This window comes from Candidatus Accumulibacter sp. ACC012, assembly GCF_907163155.1.
Lineage (GTDB): Bacteria > Pseudomonadota > Gammaproteobacteria > Burkholderiales > Rhodocyclaceae > Accumulibacter > Accumulibacter delftensis.
This window is the reverse complement of record NZ_CAJQUC010000019.1, coordinates 216,585-230,801: the sequence shown is the minus strand read 5'-3', so window position 1 is coordinate 230,801 and position 14,217 is coordinate 216,585. Positions and strand designations below refer to the sequence as shown.

Sequence of the window (14,217 nt, the reverse complement as noted above, 5' to 3'; positions counted from 1 at the left end):
ACGCAACCAGCAGTCTGGCAATCGTCTTCTTCAAGCTTGTTCTCCTGGGTTAGAAAGTCGTTCCAAACTGGAATTGGAACTTCTGGAGTTTATCATTACTTTGCTCGTTGATCGGCTGACCGTAGCTGAATTTCAGCGGCCCCAGAGGCGAAATCCACGCCGCAGCGAGGCCGACCGAGGTCCGCAAGCCCTCTTCGGCATAGGTATAGTTATCGGTGAAAACATTGCCGGCATCAAAAAAGGACCGAAGCGGAAGGACTTGTCGACGCCCGGAAACGGCATCAGAATCTCGGAATTGAACACTGCCTTGCGCGTGCCGCCGAGGCGTGTATCCGGATATAGCGGATCTACCGGGCCGAGGCTGGCTGTATCGTAGCCACGTACCGAACCTACACCACCAGCATAGAAATTCTTGTAGAAAGGCAAGGTCTGCCCCGACAAACCGTCCCCGTAGCCAAGGTCGACATTGAGCATCAGCACAAGGTCCTTGACGAGTTCAAAGTAGTGTTGATTCTGATAGGTCGCCCGATAAAAAGTCAGGTCGGCGCCGGGAATCGCCACCTCCACTCCGGCTCGCTGGGTTCCACCTTTGGTCGGATAGATAGCGCTGTCCCGCGTGTCACGAGCCCAGCCCAAGGTCGTCGGCAGGGTAAGATTGGAGTCGCCGTGCTGCGCCTGGAACTGGATATACTGGATTGGCGTTGCCAAGGTAACCGGCGTTATGTCGATATTGGTTTGATCTATCGCCAAACCGAAGGTAAGCGAGTCCACCTCCGTGAGCGGGTAGCCAAAGCGGATCCCACCACCGTAGGACGTGGACTGGAACGCGTAGCCGAGAGAAGTCGGGTTGAGCGTGCGATAGTAGAGATCGAAGCCCTGACTGATACCGTCAACGGTAAAGTATGGATTGGTATAGTTGATCCCCAGAGTACGGTTCAACTTGCCCGTATTCAACTGCAAAGCCAGGTACTTGCCGCTACCAAAAATGTTCGACTGCGATATCGAACCTGAAAGGATGACCTTCTCCGAACTCGAGTAACCGGCGCCGAGTGAGATATTGCCGGTCGACTTCTCGGCCACGTTGATGTTGACATCAACCTGGTCAATGGTCCCGGGCACTGGCGGCGTCTCGACGTTGACTTCGCCAAAGTAGCCGGTCCGGTCGATTCTTTCACGTGATTTCACGACCCGGTTCGCGTCGTACCAGGCCCCCTCCATCTGACGCACTTCCTGACGAATCACCTCGTCGCGCGTTTTGGTGTTGCCGGTGATGTTGATCCGCCGGACGTAGGCACGCTTCCCGGGATCGACGAAAATGGTGAACGCCACCAGATGCTTTTCCTGGTCGAGTTCTGGCGCAGCGTTGACGTTGGCAAACGCGTAGCCTTCAGCGCCGAGTTTGTCGGCAATCGATTTCGTACTTTCGTTAAGTATTTTGCGTGAGAAAACGTGGCCCGGCTTGATCTTGACCGATTCCCTGAACACTTCTTCCGGCAAGATCAGATCGCCAGCGAGCTTCACCGAGGAAACAAGATAAGGCTCGCCTTCCTTGATGCTGATCGTGAGGTAGATGTCCTTCTTGTCGGGACTGATCGAAACCTGCGTCGATTCGATGTTGAACTCCAGAAAGCCACGATCCAGGTAGTAGGAACGCAGCGTTTCGAGATCTGCTGCCAGCTTCTGTTTCGAGTATTGGTCACTCTTGGTGTACCAACTGACCCAGTTTGGCGTTTTCAGCTCCATCACGCTCAGCAGGTCCTTCTCCTTGACGGCATGGGCACCGACAATGTTGATCTCCCTGATCTTGGCAGTGTCACCTTCGTCGACGTTGAAGTTGATCGCCACACGATTACGATCCAGCGGTGTGATGGTGGTGGTGATGGTCACCGCATACCTGCCACGCGACAGATACTGGCGTTTCAGTTCCTGCTCGGCTTTATCGAGCGTGGCTCGGTCGAAGGTGCGCGAGACGGCAATCCCGACCTCCTTGAGGCCCTTGAGCAACTGTTCCTTGTCGAACTCCTTCAGCCCGACAAAGTCGATCTGTGCAATCGCCGGTCGCTCGTGGACGACGACGATCAGCACGTCGCCATTTATTTCAACGCGCACATCCTCGAAGAAGCCGGTGGCGAACAAGGTCTTGATGACCTGTGCCGCCTTCTCGTCATCCATCGTTTCGCCAACTTTGACCGGCAGGTAACTGAACACCGTCCCGGCTTCGACGCGTTGGATGCCTTCGACACGAATGTCCGCGACCGTAAACGGTTCCATGGCCATGGCGCCAGCAGCAAAAAGGGTGGCCAGCAGACCTGTGAGCAGCGATTTGTTCATGAACTCAGCCGGAAAACAGTCGATTGATATCGTTGTAGAAAGCGAAAGCCATCAGCATGAACAGGAGTGCCATACCGATCTTCTGACCGATTTCGATGCTGCGCTCGGAAACTGGCCCACGCTTGATGATTTCGACGAGATAATACAGCAAATGCCCCCCGTCCAGAATCGGGATCGGCAACAGATTCAAGACACCGAGGCTGATGCTGACCAGCGCCAGGAACTTGATGTAATAGTCCACTCCCAGCCTCGCCGATCGGCCAGCGTAGTCGGCAATGGTCACCGGCCCACTGATATTTCGCCACGACACGTCACCGGTGATCATCTTGCCGATCATCAGCAGGGTGAAGGTCGACTTGTCCCAGGTTTCCCCAACCGCCTTGCTCAGTGCCGCCAGGGGGCCATAGCTAACGGTGACCATCAACTCGGCTCGCGACCGATCGCCATCACTCACTGCGACGCCAATGCGCCCGACCTCCTGCCCCTGCTCATCGACCGAAGCCGGCGTCACCGTGACCGTAATCTGCTGCCCATTGCGCAGCAAGTCCAGACTAAGCGGCTTGCCAGGCGAGCCGCGAACGATGTGCACGAAGTCCGACCAGTTGCCGATCGCCTGCCCATCGACGGCCAGCACCTCGTCTCCCGAAAGTAACCCAGCGTCGGCCGCAGCGCTGTTACCACTGACCGTCCCGAACACCGCCGGCAGTTCTGGGCGGAAGAGGCCCAGGCCAAGCCGTCCCAAGGCGTCCCCCTCCCAGCCCGACTGACGGACAGGCGAGACATCGAGGCGACGGAGGCTGATCTCGTGGCGCGCATTGATCACCTCGAGGTCGATGAGATCCTGATCGACCGCCCGCTGCAGCAGCAGCCAGCGCATCTCCTGCCAGGTCTGAACTTTTTCACCAGCCACCTTGAGCACCAACTCACCGTCTTCCAGGCCGGCCGCAGCGGCGGCGCTGGCCGCAACCGGTGCAGACAGCAGCGGCTTGAACTCCTCGGTACCGTGCCAGAAGAGTCCCCAATAGAGCACGATAGCGAGCAGAAAGTTGGCGGCCGGGCCCGCGGCAACAATGAGAATTCGCGACAGCACCGGCTGCCGATTGAAGCTGCGCGGCAAGTCTTCGACAGCAACATCGCCTTCGCGCTCGTCGACCATCTTGACATAACCGCCCAAGGGGAAAGCCGCAATGGCCCACTCGGTGCCGTCCGCCCCCAAGCGCTTCGCCCACAGCGGCCGGCCGAAACCGACTGAGAAACGCAGCACTTTGACCCCCACCCAACGCGCGGCCAGATAGTGGCCGAACTCATGCACCACGACCAAAATTCCGAGGGCCAGAGCGAATGCCGCCAGGTAGTACAGAAAACTGCTCATGGTCGGCCCAGGGTGACGACGAATTGCTCGGCGGCGGCGCGCGCCATGCGATCGGCGGCAAGAACTTCGGCCAGCGAGCCTGGCACCCGGGTTACCGGTAGCTGGTCCATGGCGCCAGCAATGACTCGGGGAATCGCTGTAAAGCCGATCCGCCCGTCAAGAAAAGCTTCGACCGCTATTTCGTTGGCGGCATTCAAGGTCGTTGGCGCGCAGCCGCCTTCCTTGAGCGCACGATAGGCCAGGGCAAGGCAGGGAAAACGCTCCAGATCCGGGCGCTCGAAATGCAGCGACGCGACCTTGAACAGATCCAGAGGCTCGACGCCCGCAGTCATGCGCCGCGGGTAAGCCAGCGCATGCGCGATTGGAGTGCGCATGTCCGGATTGCCAAGTTCGGCGATCACCGAGCCGTCAGCGTATTGAACCAGCGAATGGATGATGCTTTCCGGATGGATCACCACTTCGATGCGCTCGGCCGGGACGTTGAACAGCCAATGCGCCTCGATCACCTCCAGACCCTTGTTCATCATCGTCGCCGAATCGACCGAAATCTTTCGTCCCATCACCCAGTTCGGATGCGCACAAGCCTGCTCCGGAGTGACCGCAGCGAGGTCAGCAAGCGCCGTCAGGCGAAACGGACCACCCGAGGCGGTGAGATACAGGCCGAGCACCCCGCCGTCGTCGATATCACCCGTATAACCACTCGGCAAGGACTGAAAGATCGCATTATGTTCGCTATCGATCGGCAACAGGATGGAAGCACTCTGGCGAACAGCGCGCATGAAGACCGCGCCGGCCATGACCAGAGCCTCCTTGTTGGCGAGCAGGATCTTCTTGCCGGCGACGGCCGCTGCCAAGGTCGGCGGCAAGCCAGCCGCACCGACAATGGCGGCCATGACGGTATCAACTTCCGGCAGGGCCGCCATGCGCAGCAGCGCATCAGGACCGTAGCTAACCTCGGTCTGGCAGCCGACGGCGAGCAAGCGTGCCGCCAGTTCAGTCGCCAGCGCCGCTTCGCCGACCACCGCATGGCGCGGCTGAAACTCGAGGCACTGCTCGAACAGGCGATCGATCTGCCGATGCGCACACAGAGCCACCAGTCGATAGCTTTGCCGATGGCGGCGAATGACGTCCAGAGTATTGGCCCCGATCGACCCGGTCGACCCGAGGATGGTCAGGTTTTGCACGGTGCTGCCAGCGCTGCCAGCCCTCACGAGAAGCTCAACAGCCAAACGAGTGCCACCAGCGGCAGTGTCGAGGTGAGACTGTCGATACGATCGAGAACTCCACCATGGCCTGGCAACACATTGCTGCTATCCTTCAGCCCCGCCTGGCGTTTGAGCAGCGACTCGAAGAGATCGCCGACGACGCTGATCGAGGTCAGGGCGATCAACACCAGGAGCAGCAGCAAAGGCTTCTCGGCCAGCACCACAGGCAGTTTCGATGACAACAGAAAACCGTAGGCGAGGACGGCGATGCCCCCCCCGATCGCCCCCTCCCAGGTTTTTCCCGGGCTGATATTGGCGGCCAGCTTGTGTTTCCCGAAGCGGCGGCCGGCGAAATAGGCAGCAATGTCCGCCAGCCAGACGACGGCCATAATCGCCAGCAGGGCGAGAGGGCCCGCTTGCCGTAGCTGTACCAGGGCCAACCAGGTTGGCAGGATCAAGAGCAAGCCGGTGAGCAGGCCAAACACCGCGTTCGACAAAGGCCAGCGTTGACGAAGCCAGATGGGCACCGCGAGCAGCCAGAAAGCGGCCGCCGGCAAATAGAGGAAAGCACCCAGACGCCACGCTGCCGGCTGAGAAAAACCCGTGCCAAGCCCAACAGCCGCCGGTTCGACGGCACTCAGCAAGGCACACAGCGCGACGGCGAGAACCCCGAGCGCGATCCGTGCCACAGCAGCAAGGCGCATCAACGCCCCCCACTCCCAGGCGGCGACGGCGGCTATCGCCGTGACGAAGACCAGCCAACCCGCGGGCGGCAGGTAGAAAAGGGCGGCAAAGAAAGCGGCAAACAGGAAGGCCGCGGTGATTACCCGCGTCCTAAGCATCTATGCGCCGGCTCGTCGCTGCCGCGGTGGTCGCAGGAGAATCGCCAAGCAGCTGCTCGCTGGTTCGTCCGAAGCGGCGTTCGCGCTGCTGAAAAGAGGCCAGCGCGGCATCGAAAGCCGTCGCATCAAATTCCGGCCAAAGCAGGTCAGTGAAATAGAATTCGGAATACGCCAGCTGCCAGAGCAGGAAATTGCTGATCCGTTGCTCACCGCCGGTGCGGATGAACAGGTCAGGCTCTGGCGCGTAGCTCATCGCCAGATGCGGCGCCATGTCGCTCTCGGTCCACTCGCCGTTCTTTCCCGGCTCGCTAAGCAACATGCGGTTGACTGCCTGAAGAATATCCCAGCGCCCGCCGTAGTTCGCGGCCACCGTCAGGATCAGGCGCTTGTTGTCGGCGGTGCGCTCCTCGGAACTGCGGATCAGCGCCTGCAGCTCCGGCTCAAAGCGCGACAAATCGCCTACCACCCGCAGGCGAACACCGTTACGATGCAGCTTGCTGACTTCATCCTTCAATGCCTTTACGAAGAGTTGCATCAAAAGGGAAACTTCCTCCTGCGGACGACGCCAGTTCTCGGAACTGAACGCAAAAATCGTCAGGAACTCGATACCCCGCTCAAGACAGGTCTTGACCGTGGCACGCACCGTTTCGACGCCGCGATGATGGCCCGCAAAGCGCGGCAACAAGCGCTTCCTGGCCCAGCGACCATTGCCGTCCATGATGATCGCCACGTGCCGAGGCACCACCGACGTCACCGGAACGTCGCGAGTGGAACTGGCGAAAAGAGCCATTTCTATAACTGCTCCGAAAGCCCTAGATAGCCATCAACTCGGTTTCCTTGTGGCTGAGTTGCTGATCGATTTCCGCCACGTGGCGGTCAGTGAGCTTCTGAATGTCGTCCTGGGCGCGGTGCTCCTCATCCTCGGAGCAGTCCTTGTTCCTGAGCATCTCTTTCAGCGTCGCCATGGCGTCCCGCCGCAAATTGCGGACAGCGACCTTGGCACCTTCGGCCTCGGCCTTCACAACCTTGATCAGATCGCGGCGGCGCGCCTCGGTCAGCATCGGCATCGGCACGCGGATCAGATCGCCTTGCGACGACGGATTGAGCCCCAGGTCGCAGTCGCGAATGGCCTTCTCGACCTTTGCCGCCATCCCCTTTTCCCAAGCCTGAACTCCGAGCGCACGGGCATCAATCAAGGTCACGTTGGCGACGGTGTTGATCGGCACCAGCGAGCCGTAGTATTCGACCTGCACATGGTCGAGCAGACCGATGTGAGCGCGTCCGGTGCGTACCTTGGCGAGGTCGCTGCGCAGCGCCTCCAGGGACTTGTGCATTTTCGCTTCTGTCGTCTTCTTTACATCTGCTATGGACATCTTGGTCTCCTTCAGCAATACACCAGGGTGCCTTCGTGCTCGCCCATCGTAACCCGCCGCAAAGCGTCCTTCTTGAAAATCGAGAAGACGTTGATCGGCAACTTCTGGTCTCGGCAAAGTGCGAAAGCCGTGGCATCCATCACCGCCAGGCTCTGGGCGATCGCCTCGTCGAAGCTGATCCGGTCATAGCGGATGGCCAGCGGATCCTTCTTCGGATCGGCCGAGTAGATACCATCGACCTTGGTCGCCTTGAGGACGATTTCAGCGCCGATTTCGGCGCCACGCAGAGCGGCTGCCGTATCGGTAGTGAAGAAAGGATTGCCGGTACCGCCAGAGAAAATCACCGTTCGACCCTGTTCCAGATAGCGAATGGCCTTGGCACGAATGTACGGCTCGACCACCTGCTCGATGTTCAGCGCCGACTGGACGCGCGAGACCATTCCGGCCGAACGCATGGCGTCGTGCAAGGCCAGGCCATTCATCACCGTCGCCAGCATTCCCATGTAGTCTGCCTGCGCCCGGTCCATGCCGGACGCGGCGGGTGCAACACCACGAAAGATGTTGCCACCGCCGATCACCACACCGACCTGGACGCCCATGTCGACAATGCCCTTTATTTCGGCAACGATTCCCGCAATCGTCTGCCGGTTGATGCCGTATGCATCGGACCCCATGAGGGCCTCACCGGAGAGTTTGAGCAGGATGCGCTTGTATTTCGGCGAGTTGTCGGACATCGTCGTCTGGCTCCTTGGTCGGTCTGGGTACGGGTCGTCGTTTACTTCTGTGCAGCGGCAGCCTGAGCAGCCACTTCGGCCGCGAAGTCGTTGCTTTTCTTGGCAATGCCTTCGCCAACCACAAACAGCGTGAAGCCGGCAACCGACGCCGCTTTGGCCTTGAGCAATTGCGCAATCGTCTGCTTGCCGTCTTCGGCCTTGACGAAGACCTGGCCAAGCAGGGTCACCTCATTGAGGAATTTCTGCACCGAGCCCTCGGCGATCTTTTCCAGCATCGCTTCCGGCTTGCCGGCCTCTTTCGCCTTCTCGATGGCAACGCGCCGCTCGCTCTCGATCAGATCGGCGGCAACGCCCGTCGAATCCAGCGCTTTCGGCTTCCCGGCGGCGATTTGCATCGCCAGATCCTTGCCCAGCTGCTCGTCACCACCCACGTAGTCAAGCAGGACGCCGATCTTGGCACCGCCATGAACATACGAAGCGAGCTGGCCTGTGGCTGGCATGCGCACGAAACGCCGAATCGACATGTTTTCACCGATCTTGCCCACCAATGCGGTACGCGTCGATTCAACGGTCCCGTCACCCATCGGCAGGGCCGACAAGGCAGCCACGTCGGCTGGATCATGGCTGGCGACCAGCGCCGCACAATCACTGGCCAGCTTCAGAAAGTCATCGTTCTTGGCAACGAAGTCGGTCTCGGAGTTGACTTCGACCAGCGCGCCCACTTTGCCGTCAGCTGATAGATGGATCGCCACCACACCCTCGGCGGTAATACGACTTGCCGCCTTGCTCGCTTTCGAACCAAGCTTGACGCGCAGGACTTCTTCAGCCTTGCTCAGGTCGCCAGCAGCCTCGGTCAGCGCCCGTTTGCACTCCATCATCGGCGCGTCGGTTCTCTCGCGCAACTCTTTAACCATGCTTGCGGTAATTTCCGCCATTTCATTCTCCACTTGTGAACACGGCCGGTAGTGCCGGCCGTGCCTCACTGAACATTCAGAACAAACAGACCGACGGCGACAGCACGCCGCACGGTCGCAGCAGGCGACGATCAGTCGTCGCTGGCCTCTTCAATGAACTCGTCGCCAGAGACCGCTTCGATGATTTCCTCGACAAACTGGCTACGCCCCTCGAGAACGGCATCGGCGACACCGCGCGCGTACAAACGGATGGCGCGCGAAGAATCGTCGTTACCCGGGATAACGTAGTCAACGCCTTCCGGCGAGTGGTTGGTATCGACAACCGCCACCACCGGAACACCCAACTTGTTGGCCTCGGTAATGGCGATCTTGTGGTAACCCACGTCAATCACGAACAGCGCATCGGGCAAGGTCACCATGTCCTTGATGCCACCGATCGACTTGAGCATCTTGTCCAATTCGCGCGTGGTCATCAGCGCCTCTTTCTTGCCCAGGCGCTCAAGAGAACCATCTTCGACCATGCCTTCCATGTCCTTGAGACGCTTGATCGACTGCTTGATCGTCTTGAAGTTGGTCAACATGCCGCCCAGCCAACGCTGGTCGACGTACGGCGAGCCACATCGCGAAGCTTCTTCGGCCATGATCTCGCGCGCCTGGCGCTTGGTCCCGACAAACAGAATGTTGCCTTTGTTGGCAGACAGCTTGCGCACGAAGGTCATGGCTTCGTTGTATTTGGTAAGCGTTTTTTCCAGGTTGACGATATGAATCTTGCTGCGAGCACCAAAAATATAAGGCGCCATTTTGGGATTCCAGAAACGTGTCTGGTGACCGAAATGGACGCCGGCCTCGAGCATCTGACGCATCGTTGTAGACATATGTTTTTACTCTCTATATTCAGGGTTTGACCACCATCCGCCGAGCTACAGTCTGCCGTGTTATGTTGGCAGGCACCCTTGAACAGGCGAATGTGCGAAATGAGGCGTGCCTCGTCGGCACACCCGCTGCGCCCCAGCGGCGCAGCTTCCCGCTTTGCTGACCGCAGCCAGCAAAACCGGGCGATAGTACCATCAGGGGCCCCTGCATTTCAAATGACTTCGCAGGTCCTTCCCCAGCGGCGCCTCCGACGCGCCCGGGGAATGTCCGCGGCGCACCGAGTGCGCTCGGCAAATTGCCTAAGCCGGTCGCTTCCTTTATCCTTGCCGCTCTTACCCTTGGCGGCGACCCGAACGCATGAGCATTACACTCAAGACCCCCGTGGAAATAGAAAAGATGCGTGTCGCCGGCCGACTCACGGCCGAAGTACTCGACTACATCACGCCACACCTGCGATCGGGAATCACGACCGGCGAGCTTGATCGCCTCTGCCACGACTACATGGTCGATGTTCAGGGCAGCATTCCGGCGCCCCTCAACTACGCGCCACCAGGCTACCGACCCTACCCGAAGTCGGTGTGCACCTCGGTGAACCACCAAGTCTGCCACGGCGTTCCCGGCGATCGGCAACTGAAGAACGGCGATATCGTCAATCTTGATGTCACGGTCATCAAAGACGGCTATCACGGCGACAGTAGCCGCATGTTTCAGATCGGAGAAACCTCGGTTCAAGCGCGGCGACTGTGCGAGATCACTTTCGAATGCCTGTGGCTGGGCATCGCGCAAGTTCGCGCGGGTGCGCACCTCGGCGATATCGGCCATGCCATTCAACAGCAGGCAGAGAAATCGGGCTACTCGGTGGTCCGCGAGTTCTGTGGTCACGGTATTGGCGCCAAGTTCCACGAAGAACCGCAGGTTGTTCACTATGGCCGCCCACACACGGGCCTCCAACTACAGGCAGGAATGGTCTTTACCATCGAGCCAATGATCAATGCCGGCAAGGCGGCGATCAAGACCATGGCCGATGGCTGGACGATCGTTACCAAGGATCACAGCCTGTCTGCGCAATGGGAGCACACTATCCTGGTCACTGAAACGGGTTACGAAGTGCTTACCGTGTCCGAGGGGACGCGGCCACCGCCCGCGGGAATCCGGGCCTAACGGTCATGACATGTCGAGACACCCCTGATCATGAAAGTCATGACCGCCCCCCTCTCACTTGCAGTGCGCATTCCGGCTTGCACGCCGGAATCGTTCGGCAGGCAGGGAGCATGCTCCCTGAATTCCCCGCCTCACCCCCGACCCTTCTCCCGCAGGGGGAGAAGGGAGGTTGGTGAGTCGCATGCGCGACTTTCACATTAAGCCGGTGGACGCCGCCACCGTCGACCCGCTGGCGCTGGTCGCGCAGTACCGCTCACATCTGCAACAAGGCCAGGCGGCGATCCGCGAGCGTTATCTGGCCAGCGGCGATGCGCCGCGCCTGTTGCACGAGCGTTGTTGCCTGATCGATGAAGTTCTCTGCGACCTGTGGCGATCGCTGCAGTTGCCGGCGTCTCTGGCCTTGCTCGCGGTCGGTGGCTACGGGCGTGGCGAGCTCTATCCAGCCTCGGATGTTGACCTGCTGCTGCTTCTCCCCGCACCGCCCGACGGCGATCTGACGACGCAGCTGGAACAGGCGGTCACCCTTTGCTACGACATTGGCCTGGAAGTCGCTCCCAGCGTGCGCACCGTCGACGAGTGCTCGCAGGCTGCTGCCAGCGACCTCACGATCCAGACGGCGCTACTCGAAGCGCGCCTGCTGATCGGCAGCGACGAGCTGTTCCAGGCGTTCTCGGCCGCGCTCGAGCAGGTCCTTGATCCGCTTGCTTTCTTCGAAGCCAAGCGCAGCGAACAGGATGAACGCCATCTGCGCTACGACGATACGCCCTACAGCCTGGAGCCGAACTGCAAGGAAGGCCCGGGGGGACTGCGTGATCTGCAAACCATCCTCTGGATTGCCAGCGCGGCAGGCTACGGCTCTACCTGGGCAGAGCTGGCGCAATACGGTTTTCTGACTCACGAAGAAGAAACCCAGCTGCAGCGCAGCATCAAGTTCCTGCAACAGTTGCGTACCCGTCTGCACGTTCATGTCGGCCGCCGTGAAGATCGCCTCCTCTTCGACTACCAGACGGCGCTCGCGGAGCAGCTGGGCTACCAGGCGACAGCGACCCGGCGGGCCAGCGAACTGCTGATGCAACAGTACTATCGCACGGCAAAAGAAGTCACCCAGATCAACACCATCTTGCTGCTGAATATCGGTGCCGCCATATCACCGCTGCCGGACCAGGCACCAGAGCCAATCAACGAACGCTTCGAGATTACCCACGATTTTCTCGACATCACCGATGACGAGGTCTTTGACCGCGAACCGGCCGCCATCCTCGAAGCCTTCCTGCTGATGCAGAAGCATCCCGCGCTGCAGGGCATGACCGCACGCACCCTGCGCGCGCTGTGGCACGCGCGCACCTTGATCGACGACGAGTTCCGCAACCATCCCGACAATCGCGCGCGCTTTCTCGAAATCATGCAGCAGCGACGCGGCGTGCTGCATGAACTCCGGCGCATGAATCAGTTCGGCATACTTGGCCGCTATCTACCGAATTTCGGCAGGATTGTCGGCCAGATGCAGCACGACCTGTTCCATGTTTACACCGTAGACCAGCACATCCTGCGCGTCCTGCGCAACTTGCGACGCTTTCTCGCCGATGAGTTCACCCACGAGTATCCGCTGTGTAGCGAATTGATGAGCGACTTTCGCCGTCCCTGGGTGCTCTACATCGCCGCCCTGTTCCACGACATCGCCAAGGGACGAGGGGGAGATCACTCGCAGCTCGGCGCGGTCGATGCCGCCAGGTTCTGCGCAGATCACAGCCTCGATGCCGTCGATAGCGAGCTCATTGTGTGGCTGATCGAGCAGCATCTGCTGATGTCGACCGTCGCCCAGAAGCAGGACATTGGCGACCCCGAAGTGATCGGCGCATTCGCTGCGACGGTAAAGGACGAACGCCACCTGGCAGCGCTCTACCTATTCACCGTCGCCGACATACGCGGCACCAGCCCGAAAGTCTGGAACAGCTGGAAGGGGCAACTGCTCGAACAGTTGTTCCGGAGCACCTGCCGGTCACTCCTGGCCGGTGGTGAAGTTCCCGTCAGGCAGGGGCTGATCGAGGAACGGCAACAAGAGGCCTTGCGCCTGCTGCGCTATTTTGCCCTTCCCGACGCGGTACACGAACGCCTGTGGAAACAACTCGACACCGTGTACTTCCTGCGCCATTCCGCAGAAGAGATCGCGTGGCATACGCGTGCCCTGCACTATCGGCCGGTTGTTGAACAAGCAGTCATCAAAGCGCGCATCAACCCGCAGGGCGAGGGCCTGGAGGTAATGATCTACGCGCCGGATCAGCCCGATCTGTTCGCGCGCCTGGTCGGTTTTTTTTCCCGCGCCGGTTACACCATCGTCGACGCCAAGATTCACACCACCCGTCACGGCTACGCCCTGGACAGCTTCATGTTGCTCAAGGTTGGCGAACTCGGCAGTGATCGCGCGATGATCAGCTTCATCGAACACGAACTGGAAGAACGGCTGAGTCACCCGGGCCCGCCGGAGGCCCCGGGCAGCGGACGCATCTCGCGACAGGTCAAGCACTTCCCGATACAACCGCTGGTGACCATCGAGCCCGACGAGAAAGGCTTGCACTACGTGCTTTCGGTAAGCGCTGCCGACCGTCCCGGCCTGCTGTACACCATCGCCATGACTTTGGCCGCGCATGGTGCTAACCTACATACGGCAAAGATCTCCACTCTCGGCGAACGGATTGAGGATACCTTTCTGATCAGCGGCGGCGACCTCGGCATGACTGCCCGCCGGATCAAGCTGGAAACCGAGTTGCTGGAACGTTTGAAACTCTGACTTCCTTCTTGGCGGGCGCGACGACGATGAGCATCTCCAAAACCTCCCTGTAACAAGAGAATCAGAAAAACGCTCGGCGAAAACGCCTGCTCAAGTGTCGGTTTTTTTTACACCGAAACCTTCGAGGATCGATCGACGCCAAGCGACGAACAGGCAATGGCATGATTTATGGGCTTATTCTCTTTTTTAACAGCGCATGGAATAAAGCTTGCTTATAGTTTTCTGAACGGTTATTTTTTGGCTATCGGAAGCAGGATCTCACGGCAGCGATTGCTCGCTGCCAGCTTGGCGCAACCGTGACGCAATTCGCGGTCGGTCCTGACCGAGAACGCTACAATGATTCTGGTCGGGTGGAAGTGGATGTCGGTTCTGGAATGGTGATCGCCGTGGAACGGCGGGCCAGCCTTCACCGGATGGTAGTCGCCGGCGGAGCTGCTGGAGAGGATGACGAGATGCTTACCGACAACGACGAAACAAGAATACTGGATTTGCAGCGTGTGGTCCAAGCTCAGAAAACTTTGGGAGCAGCATGATGAAGACTAATAAATCAATTGACGACTCGCAGGGGTCGATGGATTTATCGCCCACGACTACCGAAGCAGTCATCCAAGGTGCCGCTTCGGC

11 protein-coding genes and 1 pseudogene are annotated in these 14,217 nt (G+C 59.6%); 2 read left to right on the top strand and 10 right to left on the bottom strand.

Going from position 1 to position 14,217, the window contains the following annotated elements; genetic code table 11:
• Nucleotides 1-49: 49 nt before the first annotated feature.
• The 9 genes and pseudogenes from bamA to rpsB all read right to left on the bottom strand — a co-directional run bounded on the left by bamA (nt 50) and on the right by rpsB (nt 9,646).
• A pseudogene (gene bamA / locus QZ648_RS19000) lies at nt 50-2,331 on the bottom strand (outer membrane protein assembly factor BamA).
• 4 nt (nt 2,332-2,335) lie between these two features.
• A complete protein-coding gene (gene rseP, locus QZ648_RS18995) occupies nt 2,336-3,703 on the bottom strand; it encodes an RIP metalloprotease RseP (protein WP_169065113.1) in 1,368 nt (455 codons plus the stop codon).
• Nucleotides 3,700-4,914 carry a 1-deoxy-D-xylulose-5-phosphate reductoisomerase gene (ispC, locus tag QZ648_RS18990; protein ID WP_291997966.1) on the bottom strand — a complete coding sequence of 405 codons (1,215 nt, stop codon included), beginning with the start codon at nt 4,912-4,914 and terminating at the stop codon, nt 3,700-3,702. Before ispC ends, rseP begins: the two co-directional genes overlap by 4 nt.
• Nucleotides 4,911-5,750 carry a phosphatidate cytidylyltransferase gene (locus tag QZ648_RS18985; RefSeq protein ID WP_169065114.1) on the bottom strand — a complete coding sequence of 280 codons (840 nt, stop codon included), beginning with the start codon at nt 5,748-5,750 and terminating at the stop codon, nt 4,911-4,913. Before QZ648_RS18985 ends, ispC begins: the two co-directional genes overlap by 4 nt.
• Nucleotides 5,743-6,540: a polyprenyl diphosphate synthase gene (gene uppS / locus QZ648_RS18980; protein ID WP_211203600.1), complete on the bottom strand. Its 798-nt coding sequence runs from the start codon at nt 6,538-6,540 to the stop codon at nt 5,743-5,745. Before uppS ends, QZ648_RS18985 begins: the two co-directional genes overlap by 8 nt.
• Nucleotides 6,541-6,562: 22 nt before the next feature.
• Nucleotides 6,563-7,123, bottom strand: a complete 561-nt coding sequence (frr, locus tag QZ648_RS18975) for a ribosome recycling factor (RefSeq protein ID WP_169065115.1) — start codon at nt 7,121-7,123, stop codon at nt 6,563-6,565.
• Between the two features lie 11 nt (nt 7,124-7,134).
• Nucleotides 7,135-7,857, bottom strand: coding sequence for a UMP kinase (pyrH, locus tag QZ648_RS18970; RefSeq protein WP_169065116.1), 723 nt, complete (start codon nt 7,855-7,857; stop codon nt 7,135-7,137).
• 41 nt (nt 7,858-7,898) lie between these two features.
• The gene (gene tsf / locus QZ648_RS18965) at nt 7,899-8,792 is read right to left on the bottom strand and encodes a translation elongation factor Ts (protein ID WP_169065117.1); all 894 of its coding nucleotides are present in this window, start codon (nt 8,790-8,792) and stop codon (nt 7,899-7,901) included.
• Between the two features lie 110 nt (nt 8,793-8,902).
• The gene (gene rpsB, locus QZ648_RS18960; protein ID WP_291997965.1) at nt 8,903-9,646 is read right to left on the bottom strand and encodes a 30S ribosomal protein S2; all 744 of its coding nucleotides are present in this window, start codon (nt 9,644-9,646) and stop codon (nt 8,903-8,905) included.
• A gap of 355 nt (nt 9,647-10,001) precedes the next feature.
• Between rpsB and map the strand changes: the two genes are divergently transcribed.
• Together map and QZ648_RS18950 are read left to right on the top strand one after the other, a co-directional pair.
• Nucleotides 10,002-10,805: a type I methionyl aminopeptidase gene (map, locus tag QZ648_RS18955; RefSeq protein WP_169065118.1), complete on the top strand. Its 804-nt coding sequence runs from the start codon at nt 10,002-10,004 to the stop codon at nt 10,803-10,805.
• 181 nt (nt 10,806-10,986) lie between these two features.
• A complete protein-coding gene (locus QZ648_RS18950) occupies nt 10,987-13,593 on the top strand; it encodes a [protein-PII] uridylyltransferase (protein WP_169065119.1) in 2,607 nt (868 codons plus the stop codon).
• A 230-nt stretch (nt 13,594-13,823) separates the two neighbouring features.
• On the opposite strand, the gene QZ648_RS18945 is transcribed toward QZ648_RS18950, so the two are convergent.
• Nucleotides 13,824-14,099: a hypothetical protein gene (locus QZ648_RS18945; RefSeq protein ID WP_291997964.1), complete on the bottom strand. Its 276-nt coding sequence runs from the start codon at nt 14,097-14,099 to the stop codon at nt 13,824-13,826.
• Nucleotides 14,100-14,217 lie beyond the last annotated feature (118 nt).